20 protein-coding genes and 5 pseudogenes are annotated in these 25515 nt (G+C 60.7%); 14 read left to right on the top strand and 11 right to left on the bottom strand.

Annotated features, from left to right (window positions below; genetic code table 11):
- Window positions 1-288: 288 nt before the first annotated feature.
- The gene (locus tag ACVWW1_RS20890) at window positions 289-912 is read right to left on the bottom strand and encodes a MarR family winged helix-turn-helix transcriptional regulator (protein ID WP_456657300.1); all 624 of its coding nucleotides are present in this window, start codon (window positions 910-912) and stop codon (window positions 289-291) included.
- A gap of 141 nt (window positions 913-1053) precedes the next feature.
- Between ACVWW1_RS20890 and ACVWW1_RS20885 the strand changes: the two genes are divergently transcribed.
- The 8 genes and pseudogenes from ACVWW1_RS20885 (at window position 1054) to ACVWW1_RS20850 (ending at window position 10526) form a co-directional block, all read left to right on the top strand.
- On the top strand, window positions 1054-3777 hold the full coding sequence (locus ACVWW1_RS20885; protein ID WP_456657299.1) for a molybdopterin cofactor-binding domain-containing protein: 2724 nt from the start codon (window positions 1054-1056) through the stop codon (window positions 3775-3777).
- Between the two features lie 54 nt (window positions 3778-3831).
- Complete coding sequence (locus tag ACVWW1_RS20880) at window positions 3832-4656, top strand: FAD binding domain-containing protein (protein ID WP_456657298.1); 825 nt, start codon at window positions 3832-3834, stop codon at window positions 4654-4656.
- Complete coding sequence (locus ACVWW1_RS20875) at window positions 4653-5141, top strand: (2Fe-2S)-binding protein (protein ID WP_456657297.1); 489 nt, start codon at window positions 4653-4655, stop codon at window positions 5139-5141. The genes ACVWW1_RS20880 and ACVWW1_RS20875 overlap by 4 nt, the downstream gene beginning before the upstream one ends.
- 38 nt (window positions 5142-5179) lie before the next feature.
- Window positions 5180-6391: an FAD-dependent monooxygenase gene (locus ACVWW1_RS20870; protein ID WP_456657296.1), complete on the top strand. Its 1212-nt coding sequence runs from the start codon at window positions 5180-5182 to the stop codon at window positions 6389-6391.
- A gap of 146 nt (window positions 6392-6537) precedes the next feature.
- The gene (locus ACVWW1_RS20865) at window positions 6538-7140 is read left to right on the top strand and encodes an isochorismatase family protein (protein ID WP_456657295.1); all 603 of its coding nucleotides are present in this window, start codon (window positions 6538-6540) and stop codon (window positions 7138-7140) included.
- Window positions 7137-7950 (top strand): annotated as a pseudogene (locus ACVWW1_RS20860) (alpha/beta fold hydrolase). The gene ACVWW1_RS20865 and the pseudogene ACVWW1_RS20860 overlap by 4 nt, the downstream one beginning before the upstream one ends.
- 61 nt (window positions 7951-8011) lie before the next feature.
- Window positions 8012-9064 carry a leucyl aminopeptidase gene (locus ACVWW1_RS20855; protein ID WP_456657294.1) on the top strand — a complete coding sequence of 351 codons (1053 nt, stop codon included), beginning with the start codon at window positions 8012-8014 and terminating at the stop codon, window positions 9062-9064.
- 112 nt (window positions 9065-9176) lie between these two features.
- Window positions 9177-10526: an MFS transporter gene (locus ACVWW1_RS20850; RefSeq protein WP_456657293.1), complete on the top strand. Its 1350-nt coding sequence runs from the start codon at window positions 9177-9179 to the stop codon at window positions 10524-10526.
- Window positions 10527-10856: 330 nt separating this feature from the next.
- Here ACVWW1_RS20850 and dinB read toward each other — a convergent pair whose 3' ends face one another.
- The 4 genes and pseudogenes from dinB to ACVWW1_RS20830 all read right to left on the bottom strand — a co-directional run bounded on the left by dinB (window position 10857) and on the right by ACVWW1_RS20830 (window position 13576).
- Entirely contained in the window at window positions 10857-11960 is a 1104-nt protein-coding gene (gene dinB, locus ACVWW1_RS20845; protein WP_456657292.1) for a DNA polymerase IV, read from the bottom strand.
- On the bottom strand, window positions 11957-12682 hold the full coding sequence (locus ACVWW1_RS20840; protein ID WP_456657291.1) for an SOS response-associated peptidase: 726 nt from the start codon (window positions 12680-12682) through the stop codon (window positions 11957-11959). The genes dinB and ACVWW1_RS20840 overlap by 4 nt, the downstream gene beginning before the upstream one ends.
- A gap of 3 nt (window positions 12683-12685) precedes the next feature.
- Entirely contained in the window at window positions 12686-13135 is a 450-nt protein-coding gene (locus ACVWW1_RS20835; RefSeq protein WP_456657290.1) for a hypothetical protein, read from the bottom strand.
- A gap of 44 nt (window positions 13136-13179) precedes the next feature.
- A pseudogene (locus ACVWW1_RS20830) lies at window positions 13180-13576 on the bottom strand (hypothetical protein).
- A 146-nt stretch (window positions 13577-13722) separates the two neighbouring features.
- On the opposite strand from ACVWW1_RS20830, the gene ku reads away from it, so the two are divergent.
- Together ku and ACVWW1_RS20820 are read left to right on the top strand one after the other, a co-directional pair.
- Window positions 13723-14646, top strand: a complete 924-nt coding sequence (gene ku, locus ACVWW1_RS20825) for a non-homologous end joining protein Ku (RefSeq protein ID WP_456657289.1) — start codon at window positions 13723-13725, stop codon at window positions 14644-14646.
- A gap of 35 nt (window positions 14647-14681) precedes the next feature.
- Window positions 14682-15359, top strand: coding sequence for a hypothetical protein (locus tag ACVWW1_RS20820; protein WP_456657288.1), 678 nt, complete (start codon window positions 14682-14684; stop codon window positions 15357-15359).
- Between the two features lie 11 nt (window positions 15360-15370).
- Here ACVWW1_RS20820 and ACVWW1_RS20815 read toward each other — a convergent pair whose 3' ends face one another.
- On the bottom strand, window positions 15371-15628 hold the full coding sequence (locus ACVWW1_RS20815) for a hypothetical protein (protein ID WP_456660633.1): 258 nt from the start codon (window positions 15626-15628) through the stop codon (window positions 15371-15373).
- Window positions 15629-16656: 1028 nt separating this feature from the next.
- Between ACVWW1_RS20815 and ACVWW1_RS20810 the strand changes: the two are divergent.
- Both ACVWW1_RS20810 and ACVWW1_RS20805 read left to right on the top strand, forming a co-directional pair.
- Window positions 16657-18664, top strand: a pseudogene (locus tag ACVWW1_RS20810) (chromosome partitioning protein ParB).
- A 719-nt stretch (window positions 18665-19383) separates the two neighbouring features.
- On the top strand, window positions 19384-20667 hold the full coding sequence (locus ACVWW1_RS20805; protein WP_456657287.1) for an IS630 family transposase: 1284 nt from the start codon (window positions 19384-19386) through the stop codon (window positions 20665-20667).
- 96 nt (window positions 20668-20763) lie between these two features.
- On the opposite strand, the gene ACVWW1_RS20800 is transcribed toward ACVWW1_RS20805, so the two are convergent.
- Window positions 20764-20988, bottom strand: coding sequence for a helix-turn-helix domain-containing protein (locus ACVWW1_RS20800; protein WP_456657286.1), 225 nt, complete (start codon window positions 20986-20988; stop codon window positions 20764-20766).
- Window positions 20981-21329 (bottom strand): annotated as a pseudogene (locus tag ACVWW1_RS20795) (DUF2130 domain-containing protein); the annotation flags it as partial. The pseudogene ACVWW1_RS20795 and the gene ACVWW1_RS20800, both read right to left, overlap by 8 nt.
- Before the next feature lie 200 nt (window positions 21330-21529).
- Between ACVWW1_RS20795 and ACVWW1_RS20790 the strand changes: the two are divergent.
- The gene (locus tag ACVWW1_RS20790) at window positions 21530-21730 is read left to right on the top strand and encodes a hypothetical protein (RefSeq protein WP_456660839.1); all 201 of its coding nucleotides are present in this window, start codon (window positions 21530-21532) and stop codon (window positions 21728-21730) included.
- A complete protein-coding gene (locus tag ACVWW1_RS20785) occupies window positions 21669-22145 on the top strand; it encodes a VHL beta domain-containing protein (RefSeq protein ID WP_456660632.1) in 477 nt (158 codons plus the stop codon). The genes ACVWW1_RS20790 and ACVWW1_RS20785 overlap by 62 nt, the downstream gene beginning before the upstream one ends.
- A gap of 325 nt (window positions 22146-22470) precedes the next feature.
- Here ACVWW1_RS20785 and ACVWW1_RS20780 read toward each other — a convergent pair.
- From ACVWW1_RS20780 to ACVWW1_RS20770, 3 genes and pseudogenes are all read right to left on the bottom strand, one after another.
- Window positions 22471-22689, bottom strand: a pseudogene (locus ACVWW1_RS20780) (Ku protein); the annotation flags it as partial.
- 368 nt (window positions 22690-23057) lie between these two features.
- The gene (locus ACVWW1_RS20775; protein WP_456657285.1) at window positions 23058-24446 is read right to left on the bottom strand and encodes an FAD-containing oxidoreductase; all 1389 of its coding nucleotides are present in this window, start codon (window positions 24444-24446) and stop codon (window positions 23058-23060) included.
- A gap of 53 nt (window positions 24447-24499) precedes the next feature.
- Complete coding sequence (locus ACVWW1_RS20770; RefSeq protein ID WP_456657284.1) at window positions 24500-25288, bottom strand: hypothetical protein; 789 nt, start codon at window positions 25286-25288, stop codon at window positions 24500-24502.
- Between the last annotated feature and the right edge of the window lie 227 nt (window positions 25289-25515).

Here is a 25515-nt window from a genome sequence, read left to right as displayed (position 1 = left end):
GGCGCACGCTGCATCGGCGCCTGCCGCAAACCAGCGCGAAAAATGCCACAGAATAGCGCAGTTCCGTCCTCTTCAGCACAAAATGCTGGGCGGCATGCCGGATAGTTCTGCCGCTGAGATCGGTCGTTGGGCTGTCTTCGATCGAGATCCGCGTTCGGCGTTTGCGAAGGATCTACATCCCTCGCTCCTCCCTGTACTTGGCCCGGCTCGCGCCGGGCCATTGTTTCGCTTGGCATCGATCGAAACGATTGCGGGATCAGCTTATCGGTCGGCTCGGCGCTGCGGGACTCAGCGGCGTATGACTTTCTTGAGGATTTCGGTCAGCGTCTTAAATTCCTCCCGGGTCAAGGGGGCAAAAGTCTCGCCCGAAATCTCACCAATGGTCTCGATCGCCGCGTCCGCTGTTCGCCTCCCCTTGTCGGTTAATTCGATCTGCCGTCGTCGGGGATCTAAAGGATCCTTGGAGCTCTTGATCAGCCCGCGCGATTTGAGGCGATTGATGACGCCGGTGATCGTTGCTGAGTCATAGTGGATCAGCCGCCCCAGGTGATTTTGAGAGCATGATCCGACTTCCCTCAATTTCGCCAGCGTCGAGAATTGGGGTGGGGTCAGCTCTTCGATCATCTTCTCGGCAAAGATGGACGTGTGTGTGCGAAGGGCGACGCGCAACAGGAACCCTGGTGCATCGTCCAACCTGTAAGATTGTGCGGCCTCTCTCGTCTTCTCAGTCGGAGGCGACTTGGTTTTCGGTTGCACGGTTTTCGTTCCCTTGCGGCACTTAACCTGGCTCGGTTTGAAGAAAGTTGATGGCTTGGCTCCGAGAGTGTCGGGCTGCTCGTTTGTGTACATTCGTTGAACCCAAGAATCCATGCCGTTCGTCCCCATCGCGATCCATCTGATCGGATCGTTCATCGCTGGCGCATCGTTTATTACTCGTATACGAGTGTAGCGCTTGCATACGAGTGATAAATGGGATAGGGTTTGAAGATTGCCCCCTGGGAGGAGCCACGTCGGCGCGACCATCGGGGGCGACCTCGCACCCCGGATGCGCGCATGTCGACGACTGACATTATGAGTTCTGTGCGGCCCGACCTCATTGAGAAGGTCACGGGTCGCGCGGAATACGTAACTGACCTGATGATCCCAGGAGTGCTGCACGGCTTTGTGGTTCGCTCGCCCGCGAGTCACGCACGCATCGCCTCGATCGATACGCGCGCTGCCCGGTCAGCGGACGGCGTCATTGACGTGCTTGTCGGCGAGGACGTCGTATCGTTCGGTTGCTGGGGAGTTGTGCTCAAAGACCGGCCCATCATAGCGATCGACCGGGTCCGCTACGTGGGTGAGGCGGTCGCCATGGTGATCGCCGAGACCATCGAGATCGCCGAGGCTGCCGCTGAGCTGGTCGACATCGCGTACGACGAACTTCCGCATGCAACGACCATCCGGGATGCGTTGGTGGCGGATGCGCCGCTCATCCATGAGCGTCATGAAAATCTCGAGGACTTCTACTTCAAGGGCGGCGCCCGGCCGACCCCGAACAGCAACATATTCCACACCTACAGAAACAACGTCGGAGACGTCGACGCTGCGGAGGCAGTTGCGGCATACATCCACGAAGACCACTTCAGCTTTCCGGCGATCTCGCATTTCGCGATGGAGCCGCATACGGTCATCGCCGACTTCCAGGGAGACTCCCTGACGGTCTGGGCTGGTGCGCAGACGCCGACGGCGGTTCAGAAGGTCCTGTCCAGGCTCTTCGGGCTGGCCTTGGCCAAGGTCCGCGTCATCGTCCCGTTCGTTGGCGGAGGATTCGGCGGTAAGGCCTCCGTCAAGATCGAGCCGTTGGTCGCTGCTGCGTCCTGGAAGGTGCGGCGCCCTGTTCGCCTCGCTCAATCCATGGCCGAATCGATGCTCACCTGTCGAAGGCTCGGCGCAGACATCACGATACGAACCGCCGTCGACGCCAGAGGACGGATCCTCGCGAACAGCGCGAAACTTCTTCTCGACGGCGGAGCGTATTCAGATACGGGCTCAGCCGTCGCCACAAAATCGGCAAATCGCATCATGGGACCGTACGTGGTGCCGAACATGCGCCTCGAAGCATCTGCGGTCTACACGAACACGGTCCCGGGCGCGGCATTCCGCTCAATCGGTGGCCCGCAAGCTGTTTGGGCCAAAGAATCCCACATGGACAATGTGGCCGCGGCAATCGGCATGGATCCGACCGAGTTCCGCATGCTGAATCTGGCCTCCCGTGGTGAGCGCATCCGCCCCGACCTGCGCGCGCTCGACATGGACATGAGCGAGTTGATCGGTCGGGTGACGAAATCGTTCGCGCCGGAAGCGAAACCCTCCAACCGCCAGGCGCGCGGATTGGCCGTCGCCGCAACCGATCCGGCGAACACGCCGATCAGCAACGCGATCGTGCGTCTCAAGATCGATGGGTCGGTCCTCGTTTCGGTCTCGAGCATTGAAGTTGGTCAGGGTGCGCACGCGACGATGGCCCGAATTGCGGCGCAAACCTTGAAGCAGAAGGTGTCTGCGGTCACCGTCCTGCGCTCCGATACAGCGGTCGCCCCTTACGACTGGGGTACCGGCGCGAGCCGCTCGACCGTCGTCGTTGGCCTCTGCGTCGAGAGCGCCGCTCTCGACGCAGCCGATCAGATTCTCGAAATGGTTGCCGAGGTCTGGGAGCTTCCCCGCGACAGCCTGTCACTCGTCGAGGGGGGCGTTTCGACTGGTTCGGAAGTTCTCACTTTCCATCAGATATTTCACCGCAGCCTTGGTGTCGATTCGGGAGAAGTCGTCGGCCGCGGCGCCATAACGCCTCGTTCGAAGAAGGGCGCCCTGGCCGAGTCACCTTTGTTCTGGGAGACCTCCGCGGGCATCGCCGAGATCGTCGTCGATGAAGAGACCGGCGAGATCCATGTTCCTCGGTATGCCAGCGCCGCCGACGTCGGCCGCGTGATCAATCGCCTCGCTGCGGAAGGTCAGGACGAAGGCGCTGCGATCATGGGGCTAGGGCACGCACTCTATGAAGCCCTCGAGTTCGAAGACGGACAACCCGTCAACGCGACACCGATCGATTATTCAATACCGCGAATCTGCGACGTGCCGGCCTCGTTTGACACGATACTTGTCGAAAACGGCGATGGCCCCGGGCCTGGCGGAGCCAAGGGAATGGGCGAGGGAGCGATCCTTCCAGTCGCACCGGCGATCGCCAATGCGCTGTTTTCTGCCTACGGCATCCGAATCACCGATCTACCAATGACACCCGAAAAAGTGTGGGGGGGGGGGGGCGCGCGCTACAGAAGAGGAGCTGAATTCGTGGAATTCAACATGTCAATGGCGGTGCCGGCGACGCCGGCGCAGCTTTGGAACACGCTGCTCGACGTTCCCCGCATATCAAGCTGCATTCCCGGGTGCGAAAGCGTCGAGGAAATCCAGCGGCTTGCAACCTACAAAGCGACCGTCAAGCAGAGGATCGGCCCTTTCAAGCTCGAAGTGCCGGCAGACATCATCGTTGAGTCGATCACCGAGCCGTCTCACGTGCGCACCCGCGCTACGGGCCGCGACAAGATCACAGGAACGCGGCTGGCGGTTGTCCTCGACGTGACCGTCACACAGGACGGGTCTGGTTCCACATTTGCCGTGGACGCGAAAGTCGACGTGCAGGGCCGGCTTGCGACAATGGGATTCGGCATCATCAAACGCCGCGTCGATCAGAACTTCGAAGAGTTTGAGAAGCGGCTCAAAGAAATGCTGGGCGCGGCCTGATCATGTTGCCGTCACCCTTCCAAATTCGAGCGGCCCTCGACGATCGCCGACGCCGTGCGTGCCGTCGGCGATTCTGGCGACGGCATGTTCTATGCCGGTGGGACCGAATTGCTGCTCGCGCTGAAAATGCGCGTCATCCGTGCGGATCGCCTCATAGATATCAAGGGAATCCCTGGGCTCGATTGCATCGCCGTCAACGATCTGAACGAGATCGAGATCGGCGCGCGGTGCACGCATAAGAAAATCGCCGGCGATTCCGTCATCCGCGAGCACGTGCCGGCCTTGTCAGCGCTCTGCGCCGAGGTGGCGAACATCAGGGTCCGCAGCGTCGGAACAATCGGCGGCAACTTGTGCTTCGGGGAGCCTCACGCCGATCCGCCGACGATGCTGGCGACCCTGAACGCACGACTGGTGCTCGAGGGACCCAAGGGCACGCGTGAAATTCACGCTGATGATTTCATCCGAAGTGAAATGGAAACTGTGCGCGAGCCTGACGAGTTGCTAAGAGTCATCGTGTTCCCGCGGCCCGCGGGACCGGTAACCTATCGTCGGTTCAAGCATGGTGAGAGGCCGTCGGTGAACGTCGCGATGGCCTGGTCACTGAACGCCGGCGGGCGCGCCATCAAAAGCGCTCGCGTGCGGGTCGGCGCGCTTGGTTCGCGGCCACAGCCCTTGACGGCCGTCGAAAGCGCCCTCCGAGACGTGGCTGTAGGCGAGGCGCGTGGCACGATCGAGACAGTGCTTCCGGCAGCGCTGGATCAGCTTGACGTCAACGCGGATCGGCATGGCGGGGCCGATTACAAGCGTCACCTTGCAGGCGTGCTTCTTCTTCGTAACACTGATGACGCGATCATCGCCGGCGGGAGCTGGCTGAAATGACGCAGCTGTTGGCCATTTCTTTTTCGTTGAACGGCAAGAGCATCGTCGTCGACATCCCGGCCCATACGCTCTTGATCGACCTTATTCGCGATCGCTTCGGTCTCAAGGGGACAAAGCGCTCCTGCGACATGGAAGTGTGCGGCGCCTGCACGGTCCTTCTCGACGGTGAGCCGATCTCGAGTTGCACAACGCTCGCCGTCGATGTTGATCGGCGCGAGGTGACCACAATCGAGGGCGTGACGCCGTCCGACGGGCTGTCCCGTATTCAGCAGGCATTCGTGCTCCACGGCGGCCTGCAGTGTGGCTTCTGCACGCCCGGATTCATCATGGCGGTGACAGCGATTTTGAAAACCACTCCACATCCGACAGACGCGGAAATCCGGCATCATCTGCACGGAAATCTCTGCCGCTGCACCGGTTACATCAAGATTTTCGAAGCCGTGAAGAGCCTTGCGCTTGAGCAATCTTCGCAAGATGCCGCTTGATCGCCGCGAAATAGTGCAGCCACGTTTTGGAGGTATCAATGAGTATCGATGAGATCAAAAAGACAAGCGTCCTCATTGCAGGCGCGGGCATCGGCGGATTGGCGATGGCACTATCGCTGCTTCGCCGCGGAATCGATTGTGATGTTTTCGAGCAAGCGGCCGAGTTGCGCGAGGTAGGCGCCGGCCTATGGGTGTCTATGAACGGCGTCCGTGTTCTTTGCGATCTCGGCCTCACCGAGCAGGTCGAACAGAATTGCATCGCAGCCGAGCGACGTTCCATCCGGCTCTGGAATACTGGTGAAACTTGGTCCCTCTATAACCGGAGCTCCGACGCAGCCCGTAACCAGCCCTATCTTCTGTTGCGCGCGCACCTGTTGAAAATCCTCGTCGACGGTGTCCGACGATTGAAGGCGGACGCCATCCATTTGAATGCTCATGTTGTCGGATTCAGCCAGAACCAGGAGGGAGTTCGGGCCCGGCTCGCGGACGGCCGCGAGATCGAAGGTCGGGCGCTGATCGGCGCCGACGGTTCGCATTCGAAAGTCCGAACCGGACTGATCGGTCAAATCGAAAGCCAGTACACCAACGCAATCGCCTGGCGTGGTCTTGTGCCGGTCGACCGGCTCGAGCCGCATCAACGCGAGCCCGTGGTGTCGACCTGGATCGGGCCGACCGCGCATGTCACGGCATATCCGGTCCGTTGGCAGAACACGGAATTGATGACGTTCTCGGGTCAGGTCGATCGCAACGACTGGCTCCTGGAATCCTGGTCGGAGAAGGGGTCTGTCGAGGAGTGCCTGAAGGATTTCGTGGGCTGGCATCCCGACATCATCGCGCTCGTCAGCAACGTCGAAAGCCTTCACAAGTGGGGTCTGTTCGTGCGGCCTACGCTGTCTGGCTGGTCGCAAGCACGGGTCACGCTTCTTGGAGACGCGTGCCATTCCATGCTGCCATATCTCGGTCAGGGCGTGAACATGGCGTTGGAGGACGCCTCCGTTCTCGCCCGATGCCTCGAGCAGCACCCCGACGATCCAGAAAGAGCTTTCCAGACATATCAGAGCCTGCGCCTAGATCGCACAACCAGGGTTGTGAAGTCCGCGGCCGGGATGCTGCCGATCTTCCATAACCCGGCGCTGTCCAAGGCCGAAACCGCGGGAGACTACATCAGGACGCAGTGGGCGCCGGAAGCGACCGCCGCTCGTTACGACTGGATCTACCAGTACGACGCGACCGCCGTTCCTCTTCGTTGACATCTCTTCCAAACGAGCACCGGTGCACAACGATGATCGGCAAAGAGCAGCCCTGGGACGACGTAATACCGCTCGAAGAGCGCGAGACCTATGCGATCGCAGGATTGGGTGGCGCGGCTGGATTCGGCACGCGGCCTGCGCTCCTGGTGATCGACGTGCAGTACCGCTCGGTCGGTGACCGTCCGATGCCGATCCGCGAGGCGATCAAGCAATATCCAACCAGCTGCGGTGAGGCTGGTTGGCAGGCCATAGCGCAGATCTCCGATCTGATGCGGTTGTTTCGCGGGAGAGGATGGCCGGTGATATTTCCGCATGTCGCCTCCAAGGTCAGCCATGATCAAGGGTCATTCGCGGCAAAAATTCCGGGCATCATGCAAATTCCGCCCGGGGGCTACGCCTTTGTTCGCGAGGTGGCTCCAGAGCCGGGGGAACTGCTGCTGCCAAAGGCGCAGGCAAGCGCGTTCTTCGGCACCCCGCTCACGACGTATCTCGTCGGGGCCGGGATCGATTCACTGGTGGTGACCGGTTGCACGACCAGCGGCTGCGTCCGGGCATCGGTTGTCGATGCATGCGCGCTGAATCTCAAATCGATCGTGCCGAGCGATGCCGTCTACGATCGTTCGCCGACTTCGCACGCCGTCAACCTGTTCGATATAGCCAGCAAGTACGCAGATGTGATGCCAACCTCGGAAGCCATCGAGCGGCTTCGTGCGCTGCCGGATGATCGTAACAGGGATCGCCCGACATGAGTGTCGCCCAGGTCTCCCGTCTGCTCTACGGTGCTCACGTACGCGCGAACGGCATCCGCCAGCATTACCTGCGCTTCGGCGGAGCCGGCCCGGCCATCGTCATCATCCCGGGCATCTCAACGGCCGCGGCACAATGGGCGTTCATCGCGGAACGTTTGTGCATCGGACACGACGTCTATGTAGTCGACGTCCGGGGGCGCGGCCTTTCCGAAAGCGGACCGCATCTCAATTATTCGCTGGATGCCTGCGCCTCCGATCTGGTCTCGTTCGCCGGGGCGCTGGAAATAGGCGCGTATACCCTGCTCGGCCACTCCATGGGGGCCCGGATCGGAATTCGTGCCGCACGGTGGCGGCCATCGTCCATAAGACAGTTGATCCTGGTCGATCCACCGGTCTCCGGCCCCGGACGTCGCGCCTACCCGAGTCCGATCGGGCCTCTTCTCAAGCTGCTTCATAGCGCAAGCCTTGGGGAAGCGGACGCGGCGCTGCGAAGCCCGTCCGCGCCGCGCTGGCCCGAAAAGCACATTCGTGCGAGGGCCGAGTGGATGCACACCTGCGACGAGCGTGCCCTGATCGAAAGTCACAAGGGCTTTCATCACGATGACATTCACAATGATCTTGCCAACCTCAGCGTCCGCACTTGGCTGCTCGTTGCAGGCAAAAGGCGACGTCATCCGTCCCGAGGATGAAAGAGAGATTCAAAGATTATTACCGTCCATCGAGATCAAGCGACTGGAGAGCGCAGGTCACCAAATGCACATCGACGACACGGAAGGCTTCCTGTCGATCGTCAGTGACGTCCTCGCCTGACCGCCGAAACGCCGGTCGGAGCGCTGCGAATACATGCCTGGCAAAGAGGAGATGACTGAAGATGACCCGGCAACGCATCGATGTTGAAATGCTCGAACTCTTCAAGGCCGAACTTGCACTTTGCAAGGTGAGGGAAGGCGAGGTCGTAGCTGTCCTGAGCGGCGGCGAGGATCAGTCGGAGTATGCCCAGACGTTCATGCTGGCCGCGCGGAGCCTTGGCGCGACAACCTTCCACCTCAATGTTCCAAAGTACGGCCAGAGCAAGGTTGCGGGCCAGCAGGGCAGACACGCGCTGAGCGGCAACCAGCCGGCGATCGACACACTCAGGCGCGTGGATATGGTGATTGATCTTCTGGGCCTGCTGTTCTCGCGCGAGCAACTCGAAATTCAGGAGGCGGGCACGCGCATTCTGCGCGTAATGGAGCCGTTCCACATTCTCAAAAAGATGTTCCCGACTGAGGATCTCCGCCGGCGAACCGAGCTCTCACGAACGCTCCTGCAGTCAGCCAGAACCATGCGCATCACGTCGCCGGGCGGAACAGATGTGACCTACGGCCTAAATCAGTATCCGGTCATTTCCGAGTACGGATACACGGATGAACCGGGCCGCTGGGATCATTTCCCGTCAGGATTTGCTTTCACGCAAGCTACCGATGGGGACGTCAACGGAACTGTCGTTCTGATGCCGGGCGACATTCTCTGCGCATTCAAGCGCTACATCCAGTCTCCGGTCACGCTCACCATCAAGGACGGCTACATCGTCGACCTCAAGGGCGAGGGCACCGACGCGACGCTCATCAGGAACTATATCGACAGTTTCGGCGATCCACGAGGTTGGGCAATCTCGCATATCGGGTGGGGATCGAATGAGCGCGCCGACTGGCACCATATAGCTGCATCTCAGCAGCTCGCGTCGGAGCATATCATGAATGCCCTTTCCTTTTATGGGAACGTTCTGTTCTCGACGGGACCAAATACCGAGCTTGGCGGCACGAACGACACGCCGTGTCATCTCGACATCCCGCTTCGCGGCTGCAGCCTCTGGCTCGACGATGTCCATATCCTCGACAAGGGCGAGTTTGCCTATCCGGAGTTGAGGGCACCAGGCCGTTAGGCCGCGCCCATCGACCTCGTGCCCGGAGCCGTATTTGCGGCCTCCAATAACGCGGAAAGCGCTTCGGCAACGACCATCCACTGTTCAGCTCTTTCAACGGGAAACGCATTGCATGTCCACAACCAGCTCAGGCGCGGAAGATTACACGGCCACGCAACGGTATTCGATCATGATCTCGGCAATGCTGGGATACATTCTCGACTTCTATGATGTCCTGATCTTTCCGTTTCTCTTGCCGGCGATCCAGCGGTCAATGTCGCTATCGTTGACTGAGATCGGCTCTCTGCAGGCCCTGACCCTGTTCGGATCGGCGATCGGCGGGGCTCTGTTCGGCGTCATCGGTGATCGCCTTGGCCGCAAGACCTCGCTTCAGCTCACTATCGCATTGTTCTCGGTTGCGGCGATCATTTCCGCATTCGCATGGAATTACTGGTCGCTTGCGGTGCTGCGGTTCATCACCGGCATCGGTCTTGGCGGCGAGTATGGCGTTGGCATGGTGCTCTTCAACGAAGCCTGGAAAAAAGGCAGCCGAGGCTTCGGCGCGGCTGCGCTTCAGGGCTGCGCCGTGATCGCATCGTCCACGGCTTCGATCGCCGGAATCTGGCTCATCGCGACGTTCAGCGACGAGTGGAGCTGGCGCATCGGCCTGCTGAGTGGTGGAGTGCCGATTCTGCTGATCATCTTCATCCGCTTCTTCATGCCTGAATCGAAGATCTGGCTGGAGTATGAGGCCCAACGCAAAGCCGGTCAGGTTGCAGAGGCAGCCCGCACTCTTCCCCTTGCAGATCTGTTCCGCAACGGTCTGGCGCGGCAGACCGCTACTGCCTTCGTATGGCTGATGAGCTACATGCTGTGCTACTATAGCGTAGTCTCCTTCATTCCGACGCTGTTGCTCCGGGACATGCACACGCCGGGCGACGTCGTTCGCACCACGGCCGTCCTTCTTTCGGTGGTCAGCGGCATCTGCTATCTCGCGAACGGCTTTTTCAACGACAGGGCCGGCCGCCGGTTCGGTGCTCTCGTGCCGGCATTGTTCTGGATCGGATCGCTGGTTGGCATGGCAGTGTGGGGAGGTCAGCTCTACGCCGGCTCGAAGTCCGAGTGGCCGATGTTCTGGCTCTATATCGGCTTCGGGATTGGCAACGTTGCGCTCGGCGTGACGGGCGTCTGGATCTCGGAACTCTATCCGGTCAATCTGCGCGCGACGGCAGTGTCCACATTCTATATGGGCGGTCGCGGCCTTGGCAGCATCGCGCCGGTTGTTGTGCCCCTTGCAGCCGCTCATTTTGGCGGAAGCCTGCTGAACGGCATGGTCGCCGTGGCTCTTCCCGCCGCAGCTACCTTCGTTCTGGCCTCTCTTCTGCTTCCTGAGACGCTCGGTCGGGATTTGTCCGCGAAGGGCTTCAAGGCCGATGCGGACTCGGAGCCGGCGATGAAGGCTGCTCCGGTCTCGAGCGTATGATGCGCTCGTGAAATGACGCGCAGCCGGCGAGATGAGAGCTAGGCGCGCTCATCTCGCCGGCCGGCGCGGAATCCGCTACCGGGCCGTCGATACGGACAAATGACGGCTGATCGAGACCCTCAATGCATCATCAAAAGTTGGCCAGCACCGTCTTCTTCATGCGTCCCGCTGCCCCGATGGCAGGTGTTGCCGACCGGCCGATCCTCGGCGCCACTGCCGAACTTGTTGCAGCCATGCGATAGAGCCGCTTCGGCAATCCGGATTTCCGCAGCGTGGCGATGAAAGACGTATCGTCCGGAATTGGCGACGTCCTTGTGCCAGCCGCGACCTTCAGATCCGCAGGTCAAGTTGCGGCGCCGCATCGTCGCCTTGTAAGGACGAAAGCGAAACCCCCAACAGCCGGACTGACCTGGAGAAGGGTATCTCGTTTTGAAGCAGCGCGATCGAAAGTCGTTCGAGTTCTGCGCGGCTTGAAACCGCGGCAGCTACCGACCTGCTGCGCGTGATGACTTCGAAATCGTTGAACTTTACCTTGAGGGTCACCGTTCGGCCACGCGCTGCCTTGTCTTCACAGTGCCGCCAGACTTTGTCGACAAGTGGCTGCAGTTCGGCGGCCAACGCTTGGAATTCGGTCAAATCGCTTGAGAAAGTGGTCTCTGCGCCGACCGACTTTCGGATTCGATCCGCGCGGACCTCACGATGATCGACGCCCCTCGAGATCCAATAGTAGTACGCGCCGGCCTTGCCGAAATTGGCCTGCATGAATTCGAGCGACTGATTGCGGATATCGAGCCCAATGTAGAGGCCCAGGGCATTCATCCTGGCGCCGGTCGCAGGACCAATGCCGTGGAATTTGCCGACGGGCAAGGTTTCTACAAAGGCCGGGCCCATCTCAGGCGTGATGACGTACTGGCCATTCGGCTTGCGGTGATCCGAGGCGAGTTTTGCCAGAAACTTGTTATAGGAGATGCCGGCCGAAGCATTGAGACCTGTCTCGACCTTGATCTTGGCCCGGATTGCGAGCGCGACGTCGCGTGCCCATGGAATGCGTTGCAGGTTGTCGGTCACGTCGAGATAGGCCTCGTCGAGTGACAGGGGCTCGATGATCGATGTATGCTCCGCGAAGATGTCACGGATCTGCTGCGAGACGGACTTGTAGACCTCAAAGCGCGGCTTGACGAAGATCAGATCGGGGCATTGCCGTTTTGCCGTGACGGACGGCATGGCCGAACGAACTCCGAACTTTCTGGCTTCATAGCTGGCCGCCGCTACGACGCCGCGTTCGCGGGGACCTCCAACGGCGACCGGCTTGCCGCGCAGGTCCGGATTATCCCGCTGCTCGACGGACGCATAGAATGCGTCCATGTCGATGTGGATGATCTTGCGCTGGGGGACCGGCGCAACCGCCTCGTCGTCATCGATCTCGAGAGTCACATCGCTAGCCCGGCTGTATCCTCCTTGACGCCACGAGCGACGATCCGAAGTGTTCCGTCGGCAAGCGGCCGCTGTAACTTCAGTGCCTCGCCAGGAGATGCCGTCATCCAGGCCTCTACCTCATCCGGAGATGTGAGGATCACCGGCATCGCCTTCGGGTGGATGGCGCCAACCTCTGCGTTCGGCTCTGTCGTGAGGAACGCGTAGAGGTCATTGGTCGTCTCGCCTTCCTTGACTTTCCGAACAGACGTCCAATTGGTCCAGATGCCGGCGAAGCAGGCGAGGGGACGCGTCTCATCGAGCGCGAACCAGATATCGCCACCCTCGGCCTTGTTGAACTCGCTGAAGGAGTTGAACGGCACCACGCAGCGGTTTTCGGGGCCGAGCCATCTCGTCCAATGCTTGCTCTTCACGTTGCGGATGTTGGTCGTGCCGCCGTCCGGCTCCATCCGCAGCAATTCCCCGAAATCAACCGCCTTACCCTTCGCTTCGAGCTTTACCACACGCTTTTTGGTCGCCTCCATCAGGGCGTGCTGCGATGACGGCATTCCCCACCGCGCCGTCGTGAGTTCGCGGCCCGCGGCGCCATTGCGCACGATCGGCGCCTTGTAATCGGGAAAAACCCCCGGCATCGGCGCCAGATTGCCGACGTACCGGTTCACGACCCGGAACAGCGCAGCGATGGCGGCTTGATTGGTCGTGATCGAGTAGAGATTGCACATCGGTCAGGCTTTGGTCCGAGAGTGGCGCGGCTGCCCCGCCAGTTGTAACAGAGTCGCAGAGGGACGCCGGCCGGCCGTGCTGCATTTTCGGCAGCGCAGCCGGCAGGCGAGATCATGCACGAAGGTGGCCCGCGGATTGTTCATCGCCGCGAGGTCAACGTCACTTGGCGTCTTGCAACCTTCGCATCTGATTTCGAGCCAGGCGAAGCCTCCATTCACGGCCTGGTCGATCGTCGGGGACGGATTGATCGGCTCTCCGTCGGACCACATGCGTTCGTTCCAGCTCTCGCACAGCAGCTTGTCCGCCTGCTGGATGCATGCTTCCCCCTTCGCCCGCATTTCTGCCGATCGGGTGGCCAGGATGTTGGCCATTGCGCGCGCCTTGCCAAGCTCCTTCTTCAGCGCCTTGCGGCCGCTGCCCGACAAGGGCGTAGGGTGGTATTTCGGGGCCATCCGGACACCGGCGCAAAGAGATCCGATCGGCGACCTGGTGCTGGCTACGGCGTCTCGAACGCCGGCCAGCACCCGTCTTCCTCATGCCTGCCGGTTCGTTGTCGGCAGGTGTTGTCGAGCAGCCGCTGCGCGACGTCCTTCCAGATCGCGTTGCGGCCATACAACCCGGACTGCATCGGTTGTCTGGATTTCGACGATCCGCTCGCAGCGGCGGCACGACACGCGAAGGACGTGACGCCGAATGTCAGACAGACGCCGTTGCCGCATCTGGGCATCGGCCACATCGGCGCGAGGATCCTTGAGCACCGATTCCCAGTATTCGGCGGGAAGCGGTGCATCCGGAGCCGGAGCGGGCGAAGCCGGTCTGCGGGCGGCCTCGGCGGCCAGTTTTTCCATCTGCTTCGGGGTCGGCATGCGCCAGCTCGCGGGTCGGTCATTCATGTCTGAATTAGAACATAACAAGAACAAATGTCGAGTCCGCTCAGGCGGTCGCGGAGAAAAATCGTCCCGTTGGGGACGTCAGGATGTCGGAACCAAGGCCCGCGGATCGTCTTGAATCCGGTATCAGTATCGGAGTTCCCACCACCATGGCCCCCCGCGCTAACTGGAAAGGCTTTCTGCGTCTTTCCCTGGTCACCTGTCCGGTCGCGCTGTATCCGGCCACGTCCGAATCCGAGAAGGTCTCGTTCAACCAGCTCAACCGGAAAACCGGCCACCGGATCAAATACGCCAAGGTCGACGCCGACACCGGCGAAGAGGTCGCGAGTGAGGACATCGTCAAGGGTTACAAGGTCGACACCGACACCTTCATCGAGGTGACCAAAGAGGAGCTCGAGAATGTCGCGCTGGAATCGACGCGAACCATCGAGATCGACGAGTTCGTCGACCGCAGCGAGATCGATCCGCGATATCTGATCCGGCCCTACTACCTGTGTCCGGATGGCAAGGTTGGGCACGATGCGTTTGCCGTGATTCGAGAAACCATCCGCGAGATGAACAAGGTCGCCATCGGCCGCGTGGTACTGACCAACCGCGAGCACATCATCGCGCTCGAGCCCATGGACAAGGGCCTGATGGGAACGCTGCTGCGTTACCCCTATGAGCTGCGACCCGCGGCCGAATATTTCAACGAGATCCAGGATGTCAAAGTGACAAAGGACATGCTCGATCTGGCCAAGCACATCGTCAATCAAAAGTCGGGTCACTTCGAGCCGGACAGGTTCGAGGATCAGTACGAAACCGCTCTCATCGAGCTCATCAACAAGAAGCGCGCCGGCCAACCGATTACCGCGAAGGAGCGGCCGCGTGGCGAGAACGTCGTCGATCTGATGGACGCGTTGCGCAAGAGCATTGGCGGCGAGAAAGCGGAGAAGGCATCCAGGCCGGCCAGGAAGCCGCGCAAGGTCGCAAGCGGTCAGAAGGAAATGCTGATGCCGATCACCGGCAAGAAGTCGGCGAAGGAAGCTGCGGCAAAGAAGCCGGCGGCAAAACCGCAGCGGAAATCAGCTTAGGCCGTCCTGCCGAATTTTGCTGATATAGGTGCGGCATGGCATTTCGTGTCCTGATCATAGGCGGCACGGGGCAGGTGGGCGCTGCGGTGGTGCGAGCCCTGGCTGCGGAGCCGTCCTGCGCTGAAGTCGTGATGGTCAATCGCCGGGCAATCTCCCTGAACGCTGCTCCCCGTGTGCGCAAGGTGGTTCTGGATACCGCAGCTGCCGAGTTTCCGTCAGATGTGACCAAGCTTGCCCAGAGCATGATCGCGCAGGGCGATCCCGTCTTGGCGGCATGCTGTGTCGATGTCGGTCAAGGCAGCCTGAAATGGAGCGAAGAGGAGCTGAAGGCCCTTGAGATCGGCGTGGTCGGTGGCTTTGCCCGCGGTTGCCGCGCCGGGGGTATCACACGGTTTGCTCTGCTCTCGGCCGTGGGAAGCACCTCGAAGAGCAGGATTCGCTACGTGCGGGTCATGGGGCTCAAGGAGGAGACGGTTCAAGCGGCAGGCTTTCAACGTCTTGCGATTTTTCGCCCGGGAATCATCGCGGGCAATGCGCATACGCCGAGGTATGTCGCCTGGCTCGGCCGCCTGATTCCGGGGCGTTTTGGCGCGATCGAGCAGGACGATATCGCTCGCGCCTTTGCCGCTGAGTTCGTCAGCAGCACGGCCCAGGATGGTGTCGTGTATTTTGAGAACGGGGCCATGAGACAGATGTCTTGCGCGCTCGAATAGCCCTTCCTGAATCAGGGGCATTCCGGGCAGGTATCGCCGATCGAATCCAGCACCTCGCGAACCTCAGCCACCGCTTCATCAGTGGAGATGCCTGCTGGCGGGTCTTTACGGGCGATATCGATGGCGCGATCCCGCGCATGCGGATCGGCGCGATCCTGCATCCAGCCGTGCTCCTCGCACTCGCGGATGGCGCCCGCTTCCAGGAGCACGCGGATCGCCCATCCGCGCAACGTCCGTATCGCCGGCATTCGTTCCCTCGTCATCAGCATTAAAATAGCTCCTGACAGACGAATCGCTGTGCCCGCCATTCGTTCCCCTCCTATCACATGGCTGGGATTCGCGACGACGCGAGCTCGAGGATTGAAGTCCGGTGAGCCGTGGCGCTCCGTTCGCTTCAGTCTTGCGTCTGCAGTGGATAACGACCGAAGACCGATGCTGCGACCCGGGAAAGCACCAGGCCAGGTGGGAAAGAGTTGAAGAGATTCTTTCCAACGCGCAAATCAATGACGCGACGACAATGGCTCGCAACGAGATCCAGATTCGTCAAACTTGGTCATGGTGCCTTTGTCCAGGCGCGTGCGGCGATGCCGCACCGGGCTCTTGTGAACCGAGCCGCGTGGCGTCTCGGCCATCCGGCCTCGATCCCTCGCGGAAACATATCACGATCACGCGCGCGATATATCGCAATATATATAATGTGTCGCTCGCCGGAGGCACTCGCCCGCGGGCCCCGCCGTCATTGCATGCCGGCGTCGCTATCACTGTCCCGCGTTGGGGTGCCTTGTTGACCGGTCTCGCGACTGCAGTCGCCTCGGGGCCCGCGGTCATTGCATGCCCGCGTCGCTATCACTGCCCTGTCGGCGGCTGCTCTTTAATTTGGTCACTCCCGGCTTGATTTCACTTCCTTTGCAGTGCCCAGCATTCTCACGCTTGAGAGCATCTCGATTGCGATCACCTAACCACCGCACCCTCGGTGCCGCGATGGCCGCTGCGCGTCTCTTTTCACGAATAAAGACATTGAAGGGGCGCTGCCCCTCGCGCGCGCCAGGGTAAAGCGCCGGCTTTGCCGTCGCCGCCCCAAGCGGTTTCCCCGGTCTTCCGCGCTGCTTTCACGCTATCGACTTTCGATGATGTGGCACACGCTTGTGCAGACCCGCTTCTCACGAAGCGGCCCTTCGGGCGGGTGAACCCCCTCCGCTCGGGTCGCCCTGGCACTTGCTACCCCCGGTCTCGCCGACGGGCAGGGGCGCAGGCGCGGAGTGCGCCCTGCACCCATGAAGCCAAAAGGAGATCAACCATGTCGGCTAAATCAGTTGGAATGCCGAGCGGAACCGAGGTTCGCATTCCGCTCGGCAAGCTCAAGAAGTCCCCGAATAATGCACGCAAGACGCCGCACAGTGATGCGGCGATCGAGGCCTTGGCGGCGAGCATCGCGGCCAAGGGGCATCCTGCAGAATCTGGTCGTTGAGCCGGAGGTCGATGGAGAGGGAGCGGCCACGGGGATTTTTTGCGTGACCATCGGCGAGGGCAGACGGCTGGCCCAGCTGCTGCGGGTGAAGCGCAAGGAGATCAAGAAAAACGAGCTGATCCGGTGCATCGTCGATACCGCGAACGATCCGCACGAGATCAGCCTGGACGAGAACGTTACCCGGGAGAAGATGCATCCGGCGGACGAGTTCGAGGCGTTCAGGAAGCTTGCGGACGAGCGCGGTTTCGGCGCTGAGGAGATCGCGGCCCGCTTCGGCGTGACGGCGCATGTGGTGCGGCAGCGCCTGCGGCTGGGGGCGGTTTCGCCCAAACTGGTGCAGCTCTATCGTGATGGCGATCTGACGCTTGAGCAGCTGATGGCGTTTGCCATCACGGACGATCATGCCCGGCAGGAAGCCGTCTATGAGCGCCTGCCCTTCGACCCGGATGCCAGCACCATCCGCCGTCTGCTCACCGAAACCCACGTCGCGGCCACCGATCGCCGTGCGCGCTTTGTCGGGCTCGAGGCCTACACGGAAGCCGGCGGCACGGTGCTGCGCGACCTCTTTACCGAGGATCGCGGCGGCTATCTGGAGGACGTCTCGCTGCTCGATTTGCTGGTGACGGCAAGGCTCGGCCGCGAGGCGGATGCGCTGCGGGTGGCCGAGGGATGGCGGTGGACGGAAGCACATCTGGACTTCCCGCATGCCCACGGCATGCGGCGCGTCTACCGGCATCCGGTTGTGCTTTCGGCGGAAGATCAGGCCGCCCTTCAGACCGTCCAGACCGAGTTCGACCGGCTGACCGAACAGCATCAGACGGCCGAGGAACTGGCTGACGACGTCGATGCGCGGTTTGGCGAACTGGAAGCCGAAATCGAGCGGCTGGAAGCAAGGCGGCAGGCCTACGATCCCGACGACGTCGCGCGCGGCGGCGCGTTCGTGGTCCTCAATCACGACGGCACGGTCAGGATCGAACGGGGTTTTATCCGCCCGCAAGACGAGAAACCCGAGGCCGAAACCGGGCCGGAAAGCGACGCCGAGGCGCGGGATGAGGAGGACCGGGGAGGCGAGGACGCCGCGCCGGATGGCGAGGAAGACGAGGGCGCGAGCGACGAGGAGGACGAGGACCAGCCGCTGTCCGACGCTCTTGTTCGCGACTTGACTGCGCACCGAACCTTGGGGCTGCGGCTCAATTTGAGTGAGCAGCCTGACGTCGCCATCGTGGCGGTCACCCATGCGCTCGTCGCCCAAATCTTCTATTTCGGTGCCAATGCGCACGTGGTCGGCATCCAGCCGGTGAAGATCGAACTCTCTGCGCATGCGGACGGGATTGAGGATACGCCGGCCGGCAAGGCGTGGTCGGATCGCCATGCCAATTGGGCGCGGCAGATGCCCAAAGACGTCGCCGGACTGTGGGAATTCGTGGCCGAACTCGACCACGACAGCCGCATGGCGTTGTTCGCGCATTGCGTTGCCCTGACGGTCAATGCGGTCAAATTGCCATTTGACCGGAGGCCGCGCGCCCTGGCGGCGGCCCGCTGTTTGGCTGAGGCCTTGGCCCTCGACATGACCGCTTACTGGCGCCCGACAGCGCGCGGTTATCTCGGCCGCGTCACCAAGGCGGGCATTCTGGAGGCCGTGCGCGAAGCCGTCAGCGAGGAGGCGGCTGAGCGCCTCTCGGACCTGAAGAAGGCCGACATGGCGCAGGCCGCAGAGCAGCTGTTGGCCGCAACTGACTGGCTGCCGTCGTTGCTAAGGACGGCCCTCCCGCAAGGGCAAACCGATCTGCAAAGCGAGACGCAGGACGGCGAGCCCCGTTCGCAGGCTGCGGAGTGATACCGCCGTCGGGGCCGCGTGGGCGGCCCCGACGGGTCAAAAAAATCGGCCGCACGCCTGTGGCGCGCGGCCGATACCATGGATGCAAAGTGGCGATTCCCTACGCAAGCGCTTCATCCAATCGGGGGCACGATCCGTCCAATCTACGCCGATTGCTGCGGCAGCCAGGGTAGCTGTATCGCGCTCCCATCAACCTTCACCAGCGAGGCGCAGATCGCGGCCGGGAAGCGCGGGTCCTGGTCTTGCCGGCGCGCATTGAGCGCGCATTCCGGCGGGTAATTCTGGCGGTGCGATCGGCTTCTTGTGCGAATATGTGGCCGGGTTTCCTCGCGGTGATCCGGCTGCGTCCTCACTGCGATTGATGCGCGGACATCGGCTTTTTTGACCGATCCAACTGCTTCCTGATGCTACGAGGGAGCGGTCGCCACGAAAATCTCCGTCAGTTCCGGTCAAGGGCTCGCGTCCAACGCAGTCTCGATTGGGCTGATCAAGCCCGGGGGGCGGCAAGGGCCTCGATCGCCTTCCGCAACGGCTGCGCCTGCTTTTTTCCCCTGCCGCCAAGCGGCGGCATTCCTCGCGATAAGTGCAAAAAAGCAGGCCTTCGCCGTCCTCCGCTGGCGCTGCGGGCCTTGCGGCTGCGGGCCGATCGCGCCCCGGGCAAGGGATCGCCATCGAGGCTGCGGTGGGCGCGGCCCGAGCAAAAACAGACGGAGATTATCATGGCGACCATCGGCACCTTCACCGCTTCCGACACCGGCTACGCCGGCTCGATCAAGACGCTGACGCTCAACATCAAGGCAAAGCTCGTCGCATCCGAGAAGGACAACGACAAGGCTCCCGACTACCGCATCTTTGCAGGTAGCACCGAGTTCGGCGCCGCCTGGAAGAAGACCGCCCGCGACAGCGATCGCGAGTATCTCTCGGTCAAGCTCGACGAACTGAAGGCGCTGACGACGCGGCGGAAGACGGCGCAGGCGCTGGCTCTGAGAGCCCGGATCGTGCTGACCTGCGCGGAAGGCGGTCAAAACAAGGAAGTGGCGGCCAAGCTGGGCTTGGGCCGGTCAACGGTAGGCAAGTGGCGGCGGCGTTTTGTGGAGCGGCGCGTGGACGGGCTGCGTGACGAGCCCCGCTCCGGAGCGCCACGTACGGTTGACGATGCCCGCATCGAAGCCCTGATCGTAAGGACGTTGGAGAGTTGCCCCGAGAACGCCACCCATTGGAGTTCCCGCGGCATGGCGAAGGCCAGCGGCCTGTCGGTGTCGACGGTGCAACGCATCTGGCGGGCCTTCGGGCTCCAGCCGCACCGGCTAGAGACGTTCAAGCTCTCGACCGATCCAAACTTCGTGGCCAAAGTGCGCGACGTCGTGGGCCTTTACGTCTCGCCGCCGGAGCACGCCATCGTTCTCTGTGTGGATGAGAAATCCCAAATCCAGGCACTGGACCGCAGTCAGCCGATGCTGCCGATGCGTCCCGGCCAACCGGCCCGAAGAAGCCATGACTACACAAGGCACGGCACCACATCGCTGTTCGCCGCCCTCGACATTGCCAGTGGACGGGTGATCGGCAAGTGCTACGGACGCCACCGTGCTGTCGAGTTCCGCAAGTTCCTCGACGAGATCGAGGCTGCCGTGCCGCGCGACCTCGACGTCCATTTGATCATGGACAATTACGCCACGCACAAGACGCCATTGATCCGAAGATGGCTCGCCAAGCGGCCCCGGTGGCACGTGCACCTGACCCCGACCAGTTCGTCATGGCTCAACCAGGTCGAGCGCTTCTTCGCACTCCTGACCGACAAGAAGATCAGACGCGGCATCTATCGAAGCGTTGCCGCCCTCCGGGCAGACATCGCTTCCTTCATCGACCGGCACAACGCCGATCCCAAGCCGTTCCGCTGGACTAAGTCCGCCGATGACATCCTGGCATCCATCGAACGCTTCTGCCGGTACAACGCTCCGCCAAATCCAGATTCGATATCGCGAACTTCTGGTCCACGACACTAGCGGGGATCGCCTACTGGCTCTGTCCAGCCGACCATATCCTCCTGCGCGAAGGGATTGAAGCCGGAAGACCGGCGCCAGAAGGATGACGAGTATGCGTCAGTCAGCCTTGATCGACGACAGCCGCTTTATTGCTTCGCGAGGGTCAAAGCCGATAACTTCAGCGAATGCTAGTAGCTCGACTACGTCAATCTTTCGTTGACCACTCTCAACGGTCGCAATGAACGACTGATATCGGCGGAGCTTCTTAGCAACTTCGGCTTGAGTCAGTCCCGCCTTTTTTCGCTTTTCAATCAGAAACTCGGTCAGGGCCTTAGACGCCATCGATCAAGTCGAAGGTCTCGACCCCTTTGGGCAGTGCTGTAGAGATTATCAAAGCGACATCGGCTTTAGCTGCGCGCTTGTTGTCGCGCAGTTTCGGGAGCCAGCTATCAGACCAATTCTTTGTGTTTTTTAGCTCCCAGAGGATGATGCCGGCCGGTGATCCGATTTGGCCGTTGATCGTGTGAACGATGTCGCCTCCTGTTTCACCCTTAGCCACCGGCTCAACGAGATCGAGTGGAAATTTCCCCCGCAGCAAATTCTCAAGCTCGAGCTCAAAGGCCTCGCCCTGTGTTTGCTGCGAGCCCTGCTCGAAGCTTACGCTTCAATTCCTCAACCGTGCGTCCCAGAGAGTCGATTTGGGCGTCTTTCAGCCCGCTTCCCGAGCAAAACATGGAAGAGGCAAATCTTCTCACCGTCGTGACGTTACGACCGAAAAACAAGGACTTGAAGACGATCGTCATTCAGCCTCTGCTTTGCTCAGATGCATTACATCTGCCAACGAAACGAGCGGGCAACAGACCGCTCGAAGCATTGCAGAAGGATGCCGCTTGTCTTGGCGACAACCCGCCTGACCTCGCTCATTCGCGGTGATGATCATGCAACGGAAAAACTTCATCATGGAACGACCGAGGAGCGGCAAACTGCGTTTCGGCAAGGGTTCAAAATCGGGCTCTCGCTCGATGATGCTGCACCCCGCGAGATACTCAACGCTGCCTGGGCTGCTACTTCGATCATTCAATGAGAGAGCCGGGTTTTGGCTGCTCTTGATGCTCTTGGCGGTCGTTTCGTTAACACGGCCGGCCTCCGCAGAGGCGTGCATCCCCGGCTTGGACCCCGGATGCATCTATCCATCGGATCGATCCCCGCGTCTAATGTGCGATGAAGAGAGCAAGCATCGGCCTACATCGGCGGAGGTGGCCGTGGGAGTTCAATTCGAGAATGAAACGGGAGAACCGGTCGTCATCTATTGGATAGACCCAGAAGGTAACCGGAAGTTTTATAATACGGTTCAGAATGGCGAGAGCCGTGCATACCACACATACGTGACGCACCCTTGGCTGATCGCAGACTCAACTGGAAACTGCTTGATGTTGTATCTTCCGAGCAATCAACCCAATCAATTCGTCAAAGTGAAGCCGCCTTCGAATCCGAAGTGATATAGCGGCCTGTTCAGTCGTTTTCTTCACCGATGAGAATGACGCTTCTCGAGCTGCGAGGCGCGGACCCTGACGCGTCAAGTAGCTTCATAGCGGAAACAGTAGGCTGGCCTGTGCCGTTCCGGCTGCCGTGTGGTACCTCAAGCGCAATTGGGTTTTCCGATGGCTTTCGGCCTGGCCCAAGTAGTTGGCCGGAGCTCGTTGATGCGTGACTGATAAGCTTTCATGCAAAACCTATCCAGTTCGCAACTGATAAGGAAATTGCACAAACCTTATCAGTCCATGGAACGCCTGTCAGTCGCAGCAATCGCCCAGGGTCTGCCGCCTATTTCGCCGACTTCTTGCCGGCGATGGGCACCAGCATCTCCTTCTGACCGGCCGCGGCCGTTTTCGGCTTCTTGCCCGGTTTCTTCGAAGCCTTGCTCCGCGCTGCCGCGCCGCCGACGCTCTTGCGCAAAGCATCCATCAGGTCGACCACGTTCTCGCCGCGCAGACGGTCCTTCGGAACGATCGGCTTGCCCGCCCGCTTCTGATTGATGAGGTCGAACACGCACAAGGTTTGCCCGTCGCGTGATATTGATCCCGACTAGCTTTGATGATGAGCGCAGCTATAGCCGCAGAAGTAATAACCGCCTCAACTTTGCGCTTGGATGGCCTGCGGAAGGTTTATCGGGTGCATTTACCGTGGAGGCAGGTGGGCCAGCGGCCGTTTTAGTCGGAAGAGACGGTCGTGGGGTCGGCACCGCCACAACGACGGGCGCGTTAGTGAACGCAAGTGACTTCGCCGACGGGGAAACGAAGGATGCTGATGGTGCGCTGGTGGCTGGCGCACGCTGACGGCCAATCGAATAGGCTCCGAAGGACTCACGGGCAGTGTCTACCGAGCGTCCCGCGCGTACTGAACGAGAATCGTTACTCATCCAACGAAGCGGACTTCAACCCGACTAGAAGGGTTGGGATGAGCTCTGATACAGTCGGGTGGATTGGTACGGCCCAACGAAGTATATCGTAGGGAGTCTGGGCGCTGACGGCGTCGAGGATCCCATGAATCGCTTCGTCTCCATTAGTGCCTAGTATAGACGCCCCGAGAATCTGCTTGGTTTCAGGATCGGCCAAAACTTTCATGAAGCCGAGCGTCTCTCCCTTTTCGACAGCCCGGCCGACGCGCGACATGGGTCGAGTGGAGGAAAGGTAAGGGAGGCCACGGGCTCGTACTTGCGTTTCGGTCATCCCTATGCGGGCGAGCGGGGGGTCAATGAATACAGCATAGCCGACGACACGGTCTCTTAAGCGCCGATCCTCCCCATCGAGGAGGTTCGCCGCGACTATCTCGTAGTCGTTGTAGGAAGTATGCGTGAACGCGCCACGTCCATTGCAATCGCCCAGAGCCCAGATGCCGGGAACATTCGTCTGAAGTCGGTCGTCGACGACGATGTAACCAAGCGGATCTGTGGCTATCCCCGCCTTCGCTAAGCCGAGATCATGGGTGTTCGGTCGTCGGCCAACGGCCAATAGTACGTCCGAGCAACGAATTTCGGGATCTCCTTTCGAGCAATCGACACCGACGAGGATATCGGGATCGTCGTTCGCGAAACGAACGCACTCCGCGGATGTCCTGATGTGAATTCCCTCCTTTTCCAGGATATCGCGCACCGCGTCCGAGACGTCGGGATCCTCGCGGCCGAGGAGGCGGGGCCCTTTTTCAACTACGGTGACTTCGGCGCCGAATCGGCGATACAACTGAGCGAATTCCAGGCCGATGTAGCTGCCGCCCACGACCACCAAATGTTCGGGGACGCGCTCCAGGCCGATTATCGAGCTGTTAGTGAGGAATCGGATCTCGCTTAGTCCCGGGAGTTCGGGAACTGACGCTCGCCCTCCGACATTGATGAAGATTCGAGGTGCTGAAAGCACTTCGGCTCCGACCCGGACTTCCGTGGGCGTTTCGAATCGCGCGGTGCCTTGAAAGACGGTGCAGCCTTTCATGTTTCGTAACCAAGCTTCGACGCCATGACTTGCGTTGGCGATTACGGTCGCAGCTCGGTCTTTGACTCTCTTCATGTTGATACGGACAGGATGTTCCAAAATGACGCCGTATTCGCTGCCGCGGCGGGCAAGTTGCGCGGCATAGGCACTAGCGACCAAGGTTTTGGTTGGCATGCAACCTGTGTTCGGGCAAGTGCCCCCGAATTTGCCGCGCTCGATCAGTGCGACCTTCATTCCGGCAGCAGTTAATCGGCCTGTTAAAGAGGGACCGGCCTGTCCTGAACCAATGACGATCGCGTCGAAGTCGAGGCGCATGTTTGGTCATCCAATCTGATGAGCTAGGGAACGCTTGGTAATTCTTCTCGCCATCACTTTTCACGTCCCAAACGCCACAGGGCAAGGTTCCAGACTATGCAGGTCGCCAAACCGAGGCTGAGCGCAAGCGCCGACCCGAACGGGATCGCGGTGACTTGAAGGATAGCTATCGCAAGGCCGAATCCCATCATGGCCCAACCGCCGTTAGCGATCATGGCGGCCGTCGTCCTTCCGCCAATGCGTGCATGGAGTATGAGCATCATGCTAAAAAGAACGGTCGGGAAAAGAGCAATGGCGCCACTAACCACGGGGCCGACCCAGTGAGATGACGAAACGACAATGGCGACCAGCGCGGCTACCATCGTCGCTCGCAGCGGAATGTCGTACCAGTAGTGTGCGACCAGCGGTAACTTCTCCACATGCTGAAAGCGACGAAGGAGCGGAATGCAGATTGCGAATGCGGCGGCGTTCGCGAGAAATCCCTTGAGCAATGTCCACGTCACAAATCCTTCCAGTGCAGCAAGAACGATCCACACTACAACGGCGCCGCCGATTGAGAGGAGCGCGCTGCGACATTGCGCTAGCATCACATACGTCAGGCAGAAGATCATCGTGGCCGCGTTGATCGCCAAGCCAGCTTCCGCGCCTTTTGCGATGAACGTGGCATCGTGATCGAGAGCGAGAAACAAATAGGCTGGACCGGCCGAGAGTGGCAGCGTTGCAATCAGCGCGCCGATTGCGGGACCGGAACGTTCAGTGATGATGGACGCTGTGACTACGAATGCGGCGGACACTGCCATACGCAGCGTGAGCGAGGAAAGAAAGGCGAAATCGGCGGACATCGAGTTAATGCCACTTGAAGTTTGCCGCAGCCGGTCCCATGCCGAAAACAAAAGCAGCGGACAACGGGCACAGGGCCTCCATACCGTCGTAGCATCCAATGCCTTTTGGACATGGAAATTGATTCCAGGGTATAAAAGACCTCAACTCCATAAGCTGGGCGTTTGTTGATACACGGTGGCGAGAGCCCTTCATTACGAGCGAGAGACGATGCCATAACGCATCAAGA

The sequence above is a fragment of the Bradyrhizobium sp. JR3.5 genome (assembly GCF_054057015.1).
The sequence above is the reverse complement of the archived record's forward strand: the minus strand, read 5'-3'. Positions and strand labels throughout refer to the sequence as shown.